The 14,864-nt window shown below is 62.1% G+C and carries 11 protein-coding genes; 7 read left to right on the forward strand and 4 right to left on the reverse strand.

Features of this window, described 5'->3' with window-relative positions:
* Positions 1-16 precede the first annotated feature (16 nt).
* Both BFQ01_RS19965 and BFQ01_RS19970 read left to right on the forward strand, forming a co-directional pair.
* A complete protein-coding gene (locus BFQ01_RS19965) occupies positions 17-1,132 on the forward strand; it encodes an ISL3 family transposase (protein WP_256097652.1) in 1,116 nt (371 codons plus the stop codon).
* A 99-nt stretch (positions 1,133-1,231) separates the two neighbouring features.
* A complete protein-coding gene (locus BFQ01_RS19970) occupies positions 1,232-6,301 on the forward strand; it encodes a dermonecrotic toxin domain-containing protein (RefSeq protein WP_065926604.1) in 5,070 nt (1,689 codons plus the stop codon).
* A 31-nt stretch (positions 6,302-6,332) separates the two neighbouring features.
* On the opposite strand, the gene BFQ01_RS19975 is transcribed toward BFQ01_RS19970, so the two are convergent.
* The 3 genes from BFQ01_RS19975 to BFQ01_RS19985 all read right to left on the reverse strand — a co-directional run bounded on the left by BFQ01_RS19975 (position 6,333) and on the right by BFQ01_RS19985 (position 8,946).
* Positions 6,333-6,959 carry a LysE family translocator gene (locus tag BFQ01_RS19975; protein ID WP_065926605.1) on the reverse strand — a complete coding sequence of 209 codons (627 nt, stop codon included), beginning with the start codon at positions 6,957-6,959 and terminating at the stop codon, positions 6,333-6,335.
* A gap of 14 nt (positions 6,960-6,973) precedes the next feature.
* Positions 6,974-8,320 carry an NCS2 family permease gene (locus BFQ01_RS19980; RefSeq protein ID WP_065926606.1) on the reverse strand — a complete coding sequence of 449 codons (1,347 nt, stop codon included), beginning with the start codon at positions 8,318-8,320 and terminating at the stop codon, positions 6,974-6,976.
* Between the two features lie 191 nt (positions 8,321-8,511).
* Positions 8,512-8,946 (reverse strand): MarR family winged helix-turn-helix transcriptional regulator, encoded by a 435-nt coding sequence (locus tag BFQ01_RS19985; protein WP_065926607.1) that lies wholly within the window; start codon positions 8,944-8,946, stop codon positions 8,512-8,514.
* Between the two features lie 81 nt (positions 8,947-9,027).
* Between BFQ01_RS19985 and BFQ01_RS19990 the strand changes: the two genes are divergently transcribed.
* Both BFQ01_RS19990 and BFQ01_RS19995 read left to right on the forward strand, forming a co-directional pair.
* On the forward strand, positions 9,028-10,194 hold the full coding sequence (locus BFQ01_RS19990) for an aminotransferase-like domain-containing protein (protein ID WP_065926608.1): 1,167 nt from the start codon (positions 9,028-9,030) through the stop codon (positions 10,192-10,194).
* A gap of 10 nt (positions 10,195-10,204) precedes the next feature.
* Entirely contained in the window at positions 10,205-10,807 is a 603-nt protein-coding gene (locus BFQ01_RS19995) for a glutathione S-transferase family protein (RefSeq protein ID WP_065926609.1), read from the forward strand.
* 60 nt (positions 10,808-10,867) lie between these two features.
* Here BFQ01_RS19995 and BFQ01_RS20000 read toward each other — a convergent pair whose 3' ends face one another.
* On the reverse strand, positions 10,868-11,764 hold the full coding sequence (locus BFQ01_RS20000; RefSeq protein ID WP_065926610.1) for a LysR family transcriptional regulator: 897 nt from the start codon (positions 11,762-11,764) through the stop codon (positions 10,868-10,870).
* Between the two features lie 130 nt (positions 11,765-11,894).
* Here BFQ01_RS20000 and BFQ01_RS20005 point away from each other — a divergent pair, with 130 nt between their 5' ends.
* The 3 genes from BFQ01_RS20005 to BFQ01_RS20015 are packed head-to-tail and all read left to right on the forward strand — an operon-like array spanning position 11,895 to position 14,837.
* Entirely contained in the window at positions 11,895-13,187 is a 1,293-nt protein-coding gene (locus BFQ01_RS20005) for a CitMHS family transporter (RefSeq protein ID WP_065926611.1), read from the forward strand.
* A gap of 1 nt (position 13,188) precedes the next feature.
* Positions 13,189-14,514 carry an acyclic terpene utilization AtuA family protein gene (locus BFQ01_RS20010; protein ID WP_065926612.1) on the forward strand — a complete coding sequence of 442 codons (1,326 nt, stop codon included), beginning with the start codon at positions 13,189-13,191 and terminating at the stop codon, positions 14,512-14,514.
* Positions 14,511-14,837 (forward strand): AtuA-related protein, encoded by a 327-nt coding sequence (locus BFQ01_RS20015; RefSeq protein ID WP_065926613.1) that lies wholly within the window; start codon positions 14,511-14,513, stop codon positions 14,835-14,837. The genes BFQ01_RS20010 and BFQ01_RS20015 overlap by 4 nt, the downstream gene beginning before the upstream one ends.
* The last annotated feature ends 27 nt before the right edge of the window (positions 14,838-14,864 follow it).

The raw sequence follows: 14,864 nt of genomic DNA on the forward strand, positions 1-14,864 counted from the left end.
TCTAAAGATCGATCTGATTCCCCACGCCACCCGATTCCCTTCCTGCGGCGGCTGCCAAAAACCTTGTTCAACCACTCATGAGTATTGCGAGCGAACCGTTCGTGATCTGCCCATTCTCGGTCGCGCGGTGCGCCTCAGCATTTTGCTCAGGCGTGTTGGCTGCCGCGACTGTGGAAAACGCATGGAGGCCGTCAGTTGGCTGGATCGCTATGCCCGCATGACGCGCCGCTTGGCCGAGGCGGTCATTCAGGCCTGCGAGCGCCTTCCCACCCTGCACGTGGCCCAGATGTTTGGACTGCATTGGGACACTGTTCGGTTGCTGGAGCGTCGAGCCTTGCAGGCGGTGTTGAGTGAGTTGCCGAAGGCGCAACCACGACGCCTGATCATGGACGAGTTCGCGTTATTCAAAGGTCATCGTTACGCCAGCGTTGTGCTGGATGCCGATACACGACGAGTGCTGTGGATCGGTGAAGGCCGTAGCCGAGCGGCAGTCAGGCCGTTCTTCGAGGAGCTGGGGCCGGAGGGCTGCGCTCGAATCGAAGCGGTGGCGATGGACATGAATACTGCTTTTGATCTGGAGGTTCGCCAGCATTGCCCGAAAGCGCGAGTGGTCTACGACCTTTTCCATGTGGTGGCCAAATATGGCCGAGAGGTGATTGATCGGGTCCGCGTCGACGAAGCTAATCGGCTGCGTCATAACAAGCCGGCTCGCAAGGTCATCAAGCAGGCACGATGGCTGTTGCTGCGTAACCCACAGAACCTGAAAACGCCGGAACAACAGGTCCATTTGCAGGATTTATTGGAGGCCAACCAATCGCTGATGACAGTTTATTTGATGAAGGCTGAACTCAAAACGCTCTGGACACCGAGCACTGCCTGGACCTGGAGATCGGCCTGGAAGCAATGGCTGCGCCATGCATATGAAAGTGAAATACCGGCTCTGATCCAGTTTGCCAAACGGCTAAAGGGTTATTGGCGGGGCATCGTCAGTCGGGTTCGCTGGCCGATGCACACCGGTCAGTTGGAAGGAATAAACAATCGAATAAAGGTCATCAAACGGATGGCGTACGGTTACCGGGATAGCGAATTCTTCTTCATGAAGATCAAGAGCGTCTTTCCCGGTAATCCGTGATGAACCTTTTTTTTGCCTGCCGGTTTTGCGCTCAACTATGTAGCGCCGCAGTGGTCCGTCCGTTGCCTAGCCTTTTCCTTCCATATACAGGGAGGCGATATGAGCACGGTAACGGACAATCAGTTGGACCCCATCAGAGCCGGGTTGACCCGGCGTATCAACGCAACGGCGCAACCGAGCCGGGTCATCAATGAACTGCACAATGCGGGCCTGCGCTGCGAGGTCACGGCCAAGGGCCTTGGGCAGTTGCTCGACCGTGCGCCACGGATTGGCTCGATCATTCGCCAGGCCTTGCGCGACGCATTCGGTGTCGACCCCGACACCCAGTTGCTCAAGGTGCCCCTGGCGCTTGAGGGCATGCCCCACACGCGGGACTTGGTTGAGGCCAGCCTTGGGCTACTGGCGGCGCGGCAGCAGACGCCCCCGGCCCCCGTCCCGGATGATAGGGCCGGGCAGGCGCTGAGCCAAGCCTTAGGGCCGGACTGGCCCGGTCGCTTCGACACCGTAATGGCCCGCTACTGGGACGGCCTGGCCGCAGACTCATGGCGATCAAGGCGAGCCCGCTGGCATGAGTTGTATCAGGCCTTTCTTGCGAGCCAGGCCGTACTCGCCCATGGCGTGTTCGAGTTGTCGGATCATGGCCTGGACATGGTGCAAAGCCTGCTCGACGCGCCGACGGCCGAAGCGCGCCAACGGGCGGGCGGCGACTGGGCGAGCTTGAACGTATCGTCGCTGTACTGGCCACTGAAAGGCGCGACGCCCGTGGCCTTGAGCGGCGGGTTGCACCTGTACCGTGCGGGCCAGCGTCATCAGCGCCAAGTGATTTTTCTACCGGGGTTGGCCCAGGGATTTCACGAATTCGGCTCCTTGGTCCAATTGCAGGAGGCGTTGCCGGCATTGGTCAGTCGCTACCTGGACGGCTGGTGGCAGCGTTTGCCGCTGCGTCAACGACACGCGGTGCCGGACCTGTTCGTTGCTGAATTTCCCGGGTTCAGCCTGCAGCCGGCAGACCCCATTGAAGACGATGCACTGCAACAGGCCGCCGACGCTTTACTCGCCACCCAATGGCAAAACGAATGGGACACCGTGGCGCAGGTCAACCTGGCCTTGTTGTTTCCCCGGGACGCCATCCGCGGTACCCACGGCAGCCTCGTCGAGCGCTTACGCACGGTTGAGCGGCAGCGGCGGCAGTTGATCCCGCTGCGTCCGTCCTTGCATCGAGCGCTGGAGACTTTGCTGGGCTGGGACGCACACCGATGTCGTGATCACATCCACTTTGCCAGCCTGGCCCGCGAGCTGCCCAAGGGTGCCTGTGAACAGACGGTGGCGCGTTATGAGCAAGGCTTGTTGGCGCTGCTGGACCCTGCCGATGCCAGCCAAGAGACCCCAGCCTGGGCGCAGATGCAGGTGCTGCATCAGCAATGGCAAACCCATCAATCCCAGGCATTGGCGATGCTGGAGGCGCATGAAGCAAGCCTTGGCGACCTGGATTTCTGGAGTCGAAAAGTCGCGGGGCAACCGCCCAGGGGCGTCCTGTTATTGCGGGCCCGGCGCGGCGCGCTCGAGAGCGAGGCACGGTTGCAGTGCCACCTTAAATTGATCAGCGAGGGCCAGCAGCAACAGGTCGCGCAGGGCATGGTCAAGCCCGGCGCCACGTGGGTAACGGGGGTTGTGATTGAACACCAGCGCCTGCTGGGCGCGCTGGTTATCTGCACGGCTGAGGCCGTCCAGCAACCGGTGATGTTGTATGTGCCTGGACGGCAGGGAGGGCTTCAGGCGTTTGCATCGCTGGCAAGGTTGTCCGAAGCACTCAGCGCCAGCTTCAAGGCGATCGACCGTTCGCCGCTGTGGGATTGTCTGCATCGCACCCAGCGCAGTGCCGTCCTGGCCAAGGTCCGAGCGTTGAAGGTCGACGAGCCGGTGAGCGTCGAGTATCCGCAGATCGACGGCGACGGCTTGCTGCTGGCGATCAAAGAGCAGATTAAGGGCTTCAATCAGCTCGACCATCTGTTGGCAGCCGGCGAGCCCGTGTTCAGCGAAGTCAGTGATCCGTCGTTCGCCAGGCTGGCGCTGGCGGATGAGGCGGTCAACAGTCTGCAGGTGCCACCTTGCGAGGCGTTTGAACAGGCCCTCGCCAGCGTGCAACTACTGCGGCTTGCCGCTGCCGAGCGCAAGCGGCTTCCAGCCTGGCTGGAGACCGCGCAGGCTTGGCCGCGCAAGCGTTATCGGCGCCTACAGGCGTCATCCCTGCGCAGTTGGCAGGCGCTGGAGTCAGGCGTATTCGAGCGTTTGCCGGCACTGACGGTGTTTGCCCGCGACGCGTTGATCAAGCGGCTGCAAGATGACGGTTTTTACCCTGGGTTGGATATTGACCAGCCGCTGTTGGACATGCCCGATGATGTCAGCGCCCATTGGGTGGGGCATCCAGAGCGGGCGGTGGGGGAGTCCGGCGCGAAAATCGTGGTCAGCCAGGAGCGGCAGACCTACAGCCTGTTGCAATTGGCGTTGCATAACCTTGATGCGAAAGCGCCCTGGGCACGTTGGCGGCTGCAGAAGGCCCATTATCTGCAGCCAGCCTGGAAGGATCGCCTCAGCCCCGACTACTTGCTGGCCACGCTATCGAGGCTGGACCTCGCACAGCGCTATGCCCAACAGATTCGCCAGGCGTTTTATGGCGACCCCCACAGCGACGATCCACAGACCCTGCGACCAGCATTGCTGCGTGCGTTCAAGCAGGCGGCGCAGTGGCATCTGTTCAGCGCCGCCAACAGTGGCCTGAGCGCGCCCGGCCAGCGTTTGTTCGCGCTGGCATTGGCGGCGCAGAGCCGTGCCGATCTTGAGCGTGACGGCCACAGCGTGCAGTTGTGCACGGTCAGGCTGGAGGCGCTGACACTGCCGGCGCCACGGCATATCGCCGGCGTGGTGGTGATCATTGACGAGGTGGATGATCGCTGCGTGCTGTATTGGCCTGACAGCCCTGAACAACCGAGCATTACCGAATACAGCGGCCTGGCAGAGGCCCGCACGGCGTTGATCGGGCTGGCCTCGACGCCGGGCGCAAAGGCTGCGCTGGCCCAAGGGGTTGCCCCGGGGTGGGAGGCTGATGGCCTCGCGGGGTACCCGAACGACCTGCGTGTTGAGGTCGGTTGGATGGAAGGGCTGCTCCGTTATGCCCTGGGTTCCGACGTGTTTCATCTGGCGCGCTGGTTTAACCGCAGTCGAGTGTTTCCGGCCAAAGACTTGAGTGCGATTGAGGCGGAAATTGACGAGCAGCGCACTCATTCCCCAGACAATTGGTTAGGCATCACTCCCACCGAGGGCAATCACCTGCTTGAGCTACTCGCCCACTCCCGCGTATTGACGGCGCAACGCCAGGCTTATAGCCAGTGCAACTCCGATGACGAATTGAAGGTGTACCGCGCGTGGCGTCTCGGCGAGCAGGCCGATACACGGTGGCGAGGGCTGTTGTCATTCGTGCCGGTGCTGGGGTTGGGGATCAAGCTGTATGAAGTGTTATTGGCTGCGCGGCGGCTTCATCAGCAGCATTCACCTGAAGGAATTTTCGAGTTGGTGACCAGCGTGCATATGTTCGTGCTCGAAGTGGCCATGACGTTGCTCCCCGTGCGGGGTTCCCGAGCCGGCGCCAAGCCGCAGGCGCCCAATATGAGCCGGGTCTTGCAAAGGCTGCATCGTCAGCAGCACTTGGCGGCCGGCGGCAGTTTTTTCATGCGTACCTCATTGCCCGCCAAACGGTTCAAGGGCTTGGAAGGCTACCGCAGTCCGAGCGCAGCAGGCGATGGCATCGCGCTAGGCGGGCGCAACAAAGGCAGCTACCTCAAGGATGGCGAACAATTTGTGGTGGACGGCAGGGACCACTATCCCGTTTATCGTCGGCCGGGTGAGTCTGCTTTGCGTCTGAAAAACCGACAACGCCCAGGAGAAAATGAATGGCTGCTGCAGATCGACGAACCTCGACAGTGGCTGCTGGGCGCCGATGCTCCCGAACCGCAGCCGGGGCCCAGTACGGCGTTGTTCCGGCCCTGGGAGGGGCCTGCACCCGGCACGTTCTGGGCTGTTCGCTCACGCCCGACGGCGGAGCGCGTACGCAGCCAGCCGGTGTTGACCGAGAGCTATTGGCAGGCCTGGGGGCACGAGGTGCCCGGAGTCTCGCCGCAGGTGTTGTCGGCGTCCAAACGCTTGTACCGGGTGTATGGCGAGGCGCCTTTCGATGCCGTGAAGCTGGGGGAGAACTACTTCGAGATAGTGCCCGGTGGCCTGCACGCGCCCCATGATGTGGTCTTTGTAAAAAGCCCCAGGGCCCTGGCCCATAACGCAATGGATGACCTTGACCGCTGGTTGGGCGTCAGTCTGGGTGAACAGCCCATTCCCTTCGTCTATGGCGCAGACGGCCGCTGGACGCCTCATCAACCCCTGTTCAATCGCCCCTTGGCGGAGTCGGTCGGGGCTGTTTTTCCAGGCCTGACCCAGGGGAGTCGGCGTTTCGCCGTGCAGCGTCTGGTGGAAGTGGCCGACAGCAGCCGCTCGATGACAGCGACGCGGTTGTTGAACCTGCGCACCACGCTCGACGATTGGCTGCCCGCCGTGCCGCGAGCGGCGGGGTACACCGATGACTTGCTGAAAATGCTCCGGCCGATCGAGTTAGAGGGCAAGTTCAGTGTGAATATCAGCGTAGATGGCTTAGGGCCTGGGTTTGAGCGGGTGGACTTCCTGGTGCCTTTTAGGCTGGAGCCGCGTCTGCTGGACAAGCGCACAGCGCCGGCCTCAAGCAAGATCATCGTTGCTCAGAATGCAGTCAGGCAGGTGTTGGAGCGTCAGGGGTTTCACCTGGAAACGGTGCCCAAGGGCAATCGCGGCGACTTGAACAACTTTATCGTCACGCACCCTAAATCCAACAACGTATATTTCATCCTTACGCGTTGGACGGATTCGAGCAGCATTCCGTTGTCGTCCAATAGGATCTTGCAGTTATCTGACGTGTGGTTCGACCGCAAGCTCGCCAGCCGGGGCAGCCAACGCAGTGTGCAATACGAAACCGTCAAGAAGGCCATCAAAGAACGTCGCCTGGTCCGGCTGGTGGGGGGCATTCAGCAGGACACGCGCGGGTCGACGTTCACGGTGTTTTTCAGCCGCGTGGCCGGGTTGGACTGACCCCGACGCACCCGCGCTGGGGCTGGCAGGCTCAGCGGCTCAATAGCGAGGCCGCGCCCGCACCACTGAACAGCCCGGCGCTGATGCGGTTGAACCAGCTCTGGCCTTTGCCGCTGCGCAGGTAGCGCGCGGCACCGTGGGCACCCAGGCCGTAGGCCAGCTTACACAACAGGTCGAGCACGGTCCAGGTGGCGATCATTATCAGCAACTGCGGCAGGAACGGCTGCTGGCTGCTGAGGAACTGCGGCAGGAACGCGGCAAAAAACAGGATGTCCTTGGGGTTGCTGGCCCCCAGCACGAAGGCGCGGCCGAACAGCGCGCGAAAACGCGGCACCGGCGCCGCCTCCGGGACGGTCGCGCCGTGGGACGGCTGGCGCGATTGCTGCCAGCTCTGCCAGGCGAGGTAGAACAAATAGAGCGCGCCGACGATCTTCAACGCGCTGAAGAGTTGTTCCGAAGCGAGCAGCAATGCGCCCAGACCCAGGGCCGACGCGCTCAACAGGCAGATCGAGGCAATCACCCCGCCGAGAAATGCCGGGTACGAGCGGCGCAGGCCGTAGTTCAGGCTGTTGCTGATCATCAGCAACGACAGCGGCCCCGGGATCAGGATCACCACCAGCGCAGCGCCGCTGAACAGCAGCCAGGTTTCCAGACTCATTGCATGCTCCTTTTCTATAGAAAGACGAACTTGGCGATAAAGATCGCGCACAACACCCACAGGCTTACGGAAATCTCGCGGTACTTACCGGTGCCGGCCTTGAGCGCCACATAAGTGATAAAGCCCAGGGCGATACCGTCGGCGACCGAGAAGGTCAACGGCATCATGATCGCGGTGACAATCGCCGGGATGCTGTCGGTGGCCTCATCCCAGTTGATATGGGCCATGCTCGCCATCATCAGCATCGCCACATAGATCAGCGCGCCGGCGGTGGCATACGCCGGGATCATGCCCGCCAACGGTGCGAAGAACATGGCCGCCACAAACAACACGCCGACCGTCACCGCCGTCAACCCGGTACGGCCGCCTGCGGCCACACCGGCAGCGCTTTCCACGTAGCTGGTCACCGGCGGCACGCCCACCATGGCACCGAACACACTGGAAGCGCTGTCGGCCTTGAGGGCGCGGGACAGGTTATCGATCTTGCCGTCGGCGTTGACCAGCCCGGCGCGTTGCGCAACGCCCATCAGTGTACCCGCAGTGTCAAACATGTGCACAAACAGGAAGGCAAATACCACGCTGATCATGCTGACATTGAATACACCTTTTATGTCCATGGCCATCCAGGTCGGCGCCAGGCTCGGTGGCGTGGAGAGAATGCCGTTGTAGTGCACCAGGTCGAGGGACCAGCCGGCCAGGGTCACGGCGATGATGCTGATGAGGATCGCGCCGAACACCCGGTGGTAGCTGAGGATGGCGATCAGCAGGAAACACACCGCCGCCAGCAGTGGCGCTGGCTCGTGCAGTGAACCGAGCTTGATCAGCGTGGCCGGGCTGTCGACGATGATGCCGGCGGTTTTCAGGCCGATCACCCCGAGGAACAGTCCGACGCCGGCGCCCATGGCGTGGCGCAGGCTCACCGGAATGCTGTTGAGCAGCCATTCGCGCACCCTCGAAAGGGTCAGGCCCATGAACAGCACGCCGGAAATAAACACCGCACCCAGCGCGGTTTCCCAGTGGTAGCCCATGGTGCCGACCACGGTGTAGGTGAAAAACGCATTCAGGCCCATGCCCGGCGCCAGGCCCACCGGCCAGTTGGCGTACAGCCCCATCAACAGGCACCCCAGCGCGGCGGCGATGCAGGTGGCGACAAACGCCGCGCCGTGATCGATACCGGCGTCGGCCATGATGTTGGGGTTGACGAAGATGATGTAGGCCATGGTGATGAAGGTGGTGAGCCCGGCGATCAGCTCGGTCTTCACTGTGGTGCCATGCAGGCGCAGTTTGAACAGGCGTTCGAGCCAGCCGTTCTGTGAGGGGGCAAGGTCCAGCGGCGAGGCTTCGGATTTGCGGCTATCCACAGCGAGTACTCCTCAAGCATTTTATTGTTATGTCCAGCGCGGGGCGCTGTGAGGTACTGGCGGGTTTTGTTGACCAATAGGTCAGGAACTCGCACGAAGCGAATTATGCTTTTGTATACAAAGAAAGCAAATAATGTTTTCTATTTTCTGCGTGAAAAGGATGAAAGGCAAAGCCAGGGCGCCACCGAGGATCAAGGCTGGCCTGCAAGTGCCTGGTTGACTGCGAGCCAACCGTTTACCGCTTCTTCGCCCGCTTCGGCGAAGGCGCGCTGCAACAACTTCACCTGTTCACGGCGCAGCGATTGCTCGAAACGCTGGCCTTCTTCGGTCAATTCCAACAGGCGTTTGCGCTTGTCGGTCTCGGACGCAACGCTGTCCACCAGGTGCATCTCCTGCAATTGGCGCAAGGGCATGTTCAGCGCCTGCTTGCTCACACCGAGCAATTCCAGCAGTTCCTTGACGCTCAGCGCCGGGTAGCGTGCGATAAAAAACACGATGCGCTGATGCACCCGGCTCAGCCCACGGCGCTCAAGCATTTCATCGGCCTTGGCAGTGAACGCCTGGTAACCGAAGAAGAATGCTTCCATGGCTTGTTGCTGGCTGCTTTGGTTTTTAAGGTCAAGCATATTGACGTATCCACTCAAGCTGTCGTAATTTCGGTCAACCAGTTTGACGTATTTCCAACAGGCTTCGCTAGCGGTGACCTTATGGCCTTCTCTGAACGTGTTACTCGCCTCAAAAGCTCCTTGATCCGTGAAATCCTCGCGGCCGCCCAGCGCCCGGAAGTGATGTCGTTTGCCGGTGGCCTGCCGGCCGAAGCCATGCTGCCGGCGCTGGACTGGGATGATATGCCGCTGAACATCGGCCAATACGGCATGAGCGAAGGCGAGCCGCAGTTGCGTGAACTGCTCGCCGCCGAGGCACGTGCGTTGGGTGTGCCGTGCCAGGCCAGCCAGGTGCTGGTGGTCAGCGGTTCCCAGCAAACCCTGGACCTGGCGGCCAAGCTGTATATCGACAAAGGCACCAGGATCCTGCTGGAGGGGCCGACCTACCTGGCCGCCCTACAGATCTTCCAGCTGTTCGGCGCCGACTGCCTTACCGTGCAACTGGAAGTCGATGGTCCCGACCTGACCAGCCTGCGCGCCAACCTCGAGCGCCATCGCCCAGCATTCGTCTACCTGATCCCGACGTTCCAGAACCCTTCGGCCGTGCGCTACAGCGAGGCCAAGCGCGAGGCTGTCGCGGCGTTGCTCGATGAGTTCGGCGTGACCCTGATCGAAGACGAACCTTACCGTGAGCTGACCTTCGACGGCGGCAGTGCGCAGCCCATCGTCGGCCGCTTGAAAAAAGCCAGCTGGATCTACACCGGCACGGTCTCCAAGACCCTGCTGCCCGGCCTGCGCGTGGGTTACCTGATCGCCAGCCCGGACCTGTTCCCGCACCTGCTCAAGCTCAAGCAATCGGCGGACCTGCACACCAATCGCGTCGGCCAGTGGCAGGCCATGCAGTGGATCGGCACGCAGAAATACCAGCAGCACCTGGTGGAACTGCGCGGTTTCTACCGTGAGCGCCGCGACGCATTCCAGGCTGCGCTGGCGCGTCACTTCGCCGATCTGGCCGACTGGCAAGTGCCCCAGGGCGGATTATTCTTCTGGCTGACCTTGAAACAGCCGCTCGATACCCGCACCTTGTTGGCACCTGCGCTCGATCAGGACGTCGCGTTCATGCCCGGTGAACCGTTCTTTTCCGAGCCGGACCAGCATTTAGGCTCACTGCGACTCAATTTCAGCCATATCGACCCGGCCCGCCTGGACGAAGGGCTCAAACGCCTGGCCGCGGTGGTCCGTCAAGCACAGCACGCGCAAGCGGCATAAGGGGAGCCCCATGTACAAGGTTTATGGCGATTACAAGTCGGGCAACTGCTACAAGGTCAAATTGATGCTCAACCTGCTGGGCATCCCGTATCAATGGGTGGATATCGACATCCTCAACGGCGATACCGAGACCCCTGAATTCCTGGCCAAGAACCCCAACGGCAAGATCCCGGTGCTGGAACTGGAAGACGGCACCTGCCTGTGGGAGTCCAACGCGATCCTCAACTTCCTTGCCGATGGCAGCGAATTCCTGCCCACCGAACCGCGCCTGCGCACACAAGTGCTGCAATGGCAGTTCTTCGAGCAGTACAGCCACGAGCCTTACATTGCGGTGGCGCGGTTTATCCAGTTCTACCTGAACATGCCGGAAGATCGCCTGGAGGAATACAAGACCACCCACAAGCGCGGTTACAAGGCCCTGAAGGTCATGGAGCGTCAGCTGCAAACCACGCCATACCTGGTGGGCGAGCAGTATTCGATTGCCGATATTGCGCTGTATGCCTACACCCATGTGGCCCATGAAGGTGGGTTTGACCTGACGCCTTACCCGGCCGTGCAGGCCTGGTTGAAGCGCGTGGCCAGCCATCCCAGGCATGTGGGCATGCTCGACTGATCACCGCGGTGAAAAAATGTGGGAGGGCGGTGCGACGATTCGACTTGCCCCCTCCCACATTCAGCTCGATGCCGTGCCAGATAATTCATCGTTCAGCAGGTCGAAACAGCGCTGTGCCGCCGGGCTCAATCCCATCCCGCTACGACTGATCAAGCCGATCTCGCGGTTCACCCCGGGATGATCGATGTGGATGCGCTTCAACCCCTCCAGACTGTCCGCCGCCGACTCCGGCAGTACGCTGATCCCCAGGCCCTGACGCACCAGCGCCAGCACCGTCGACATGTAGTTGGCCTCCATCCCGGCGTTCATCGTCAGCCGCGTCTCATCGAACAGCGCATCCACTTGCTCGCGTACGCTGCTGTCGCGGCCGGTGAGGATGATCGGCTGGTCCGCCAGTTGCTCCAGGGTCAATTGGCGATGGTGGGCGAGGGGGTGATCCAGGGGGACGAACGCACACAATCGATCATTCAGCACCGGCACGAACTCCAGGCCATGGCTTAGCCGCGCCCGTACGCCAATACCGAAATCCACTTCGCCTGCGCGGACCTGGGCATGAATGCGATGGGCCACCAGGTCCTGCAGGCGCACTTCGATCCCGGCAAAACGCTCGCGAAACAGGCGCAAGGCCGGGGGCAGGGCGCCGGCGCAGACCGACGGCAGGGCCGCGAGGGTGACCACACCACGGCGCAAGGCCGCGAGGTCGCGGGAGCCGGTGACGATGTTGTCCAGGTCCAGCAGCAGTTTTTCCATCGGCCCGCGCGCGTCCTGGCCGGCAGCGGTGATGCTCACATGCCGGGGGCTGCGGTCGAGCAGGGCGACGCCGAGCCAGTCTTCCAGTTGTTGCACCTGCACGGTGAGTGCCGAAGGCGAAAGATGCAGCTCATGGGCGGCCTTGATAAAGCTGCCGGTGCGGGCCACCGCAAGGAACGCCTGAATGTGCTGGATCGAATTTTTCATTGTTGTTGTTCTCGAGCGTTTTGTTTTTACGAACATGACTGGCTGAACATTCCAATTTACAAAGAGTAACGCGCTTCCAATACTCCAGGGAAAACAATAACCGGCCACCAAGGCCGCTCTGGAGTAACCCATGCTCGCAACCCTGGGTGTCATTACCATCCTGTGCCTGCTCGCTGCCGTCATGAGCAAACGCCTTTCGCCACTGGTGGCTCTGATCGCCTTGCCGATCATCGCCGCGCTGCTCGGTGGATTCGGCCTGCAAACCAGCGCCTTCATCATTACCGGCATCAAGAACGTCGCCCCCGTGGTGGGCATGTTCGTGTTCGCGATCCTGTTTTTCGGGATCATGACCGATGCCGGTATGCTCGATCCCATCATTGATCGCATCCTGCGCACGGTAGGGACACGTCCTACACGGATTGTCGTTGGGACTGCGACCCTCGCCCTGTTGGTGCACCTGGACGGTTCCGGTGCCGTGACCTTTCTGGTGACGGTGCCGGCGATGCTGCCGTTATATACGCGGCTGGGCATCGACAAACGCATCCTCGCCTGTGTCTGCGCGATGGCCGCCGGGGTCAATTTCCTGCCGTGGACCGGCCCGGTGTTGCGCTCTTCGGCGGCCTTGCACGTGCCGGTGGCGGACCTGTTCCAGCCACTGATCCCGGTGCAGATCGTCGGCCTGATGTTCGTCTTCGCCTGCGCCTGGTGGCTCGGCCGGCGAGAAGAAAAACGCCTCGGCCTGGGCGCCGGCTCCAGCGTGGACGCCGTGCCGCAACGGGTGCTCAGCGACGACGACATCAAGCTGCGCCGCCCCCGCCTGTTCTGGGTCAACCTGATCCTGACCGTGCTGGTCATGGTGGTGATGATCGCCGGCTGGGTCGACCCGGTGGTGATGTTCATGCTCGGCACCGTGGTAGCGCTGTGCATCAACTACCCGAACGTGGACGCCCAACGCGCACGCATTGATGCCCATGCGAAAACCGCCCTGACCATGGCCAGTATCCTGCTCGCCGCCGGGGTGTTCACCGGCATCATGCAAGGCACCGGCATGCTCAAGGCCATCGCTGAAGTGGCGGTGGCGCAGATTCCGGCGGGCCACGGCAAGTTGATTCCGGCGGTGGTGGGCTTTTTGTCCATGCCGCTGAGCATGCTGTTCGACCCCGATTCCTATTATTTCGGCGTGATGCCGGTGATCGCCGAAGTCGGCAAGGCCCTGGGCGTCGACCCGCTGCAAGTGGCCCAGGCGTCGTTACTGGGCGTGCACACCACCGGTTTCCCGGTCAGCCCGCTGACCCCGGCGACCTTCCTGTTGGTGGGCCTGTGCAAGATCGAATTGGCCGATCACCAGCGCTTCACCATCCCTTTTCTGTTTGCCGCGTCGGTGTTGATGACCCTGACGGCGTTGCTCTTGGGAGTGATTTGAAATGAAAACCTTGCGCATCGGTTCCGGCGCCGGCTACTCCGGCGACCGCATCGAACCTGCCGTGGAACTGGCCGAGCTGGGCGACCTGGATTACCTGGTGTTCGAGTGCCTGGCCGAACGCACCATCGCTTTGGCGCAACAGGCGCGAATCAGTGACCCGCAGGGGGGGTATGACCCGCTGCTCAGCGAGCGCATGCGCCGGGTGTTGCCCTTTGTCGGCCAGCATGAGGGGCGCCGTCGCCTGCGGGTGATCACCAATATGGGCGCGGCCAACCCGGTGTCGGCGGCGCTCGAAGTGCGGCGGATTGCCCATGAGCTGGGCCTGGGCCTCAAGGTGGTGGCGGTGGTCGGCGATGACGTGCTGGACGTCTTGCGCCCCGAGCAGGTACTGGATAACGGCCGAACCCTGGGTTCACTGGGCGCGCGACTGATTTCCGCGAATGCCTACCTGGGCGTCGACTGCATTCTTGATGCCTTGCGCGCCGACGCCGATGTGGTGATCACCGGGCGGGTGGCCGACCCGTCGCTGTTCCTCGCCCCGCAGGTGTTTGAATTCGGCTGGGCGATGGACGACTGGCAGCGCCTGGGGCGCGGCACGTTGGTCGGGCATCTGCTGGAGTGTGCCGGGCAGGTCAGCGGCGGCTATTTTGCCGATCCCGGTTTCAAGGATGTGGATGACCTCGCACGCCTGGGTTTCCCGTTGGCTGAAATCGATGCTGAGGGTGAGGCCGTGATCACCAAGGTTGCAGGCTCCGGTGGGCGGGTCAGTCGCGCCACCTGCACCGAGCAATTGATCTACGAAGTGCATGATCCTGCGGCGTATCTCACCCCGGACGTGACCGCCGATTTTTCCCAGGTGGGGTTTGACGAGGAGGGCGTTGATCGGGTGCGTGCCCACGGTGCTGCTGGCCGCGCACGGCCCGAGCAGTTGAAGGTGAGCGTCGGTTACCTGGATGGCTGGATTGGCGAAGGGCAGATGTCCTACGGCGGCCCCGGCGCGGTAGCACGGGCGCAGTTAGCGCGGGATGTCGTACTCAAGCGTTTGCAACTGATGGGTGTGAAGATGCAGGACGTACGCGCCGAACTGATCGGCATGGACTCGCTGCACGGTCCGCGCAGCAGCGTAGAGCCCTGGGAAGTGCGCCTGCGCGTGGCGGCCCGCTGTGAAGACCGCAGTGAAGCGGTGCGGGTCGGCAATGAAGTGGAAACCCTCTACACCAACGGCCCGTCCGGCGGCGGCGGTGCCAGCAAGAGCGTACGGCAGGTGGTGGCGGTGGCGTCATTGCTGCTGCCCCGTGACGCGGTCAACCCGAGGATCGAAGCATGAAACTGCACACGCTGGCCCATTCCCGTACCGGCGATAAGGGCGACACCTCGAACATTTCGATCATTGCTTACCGAGCCGAGGATTATCTGCTGTTGTGTGAACAGCTTACCGCCGAGCGCGTGGCCGACTTTTTTGCCGGCCTGCTGGAGCCTTACGCTGCCCCGGTGCGGCGCTATGAACTGCCGAATGTGCAGGCGCTGAACTTCGTACTGCCGGGGATATTGCGCGGCGGCGTAACCCGCTCGCTGGCACTGGATGCCCATGGCAAGTGCCTCGGCTCGGCGTTGCTGGAGCTGGACCTGGATTTGCCAACACCGAACTGAATGTGGGGGGGCAAACTCCCTCCCACA

Origin of the sequence: Pseudomonas sp. 8 R 14, from assembly GCF_900005955.1 — a bacterium.
Classification (GTDB): Bacteria; Pseudomonadota; Gammaproteobacteria; order Pseudomonadales; family Pseudomonadaceae; genus Aquipseudomonas; species Aquipseudomonas marginalis.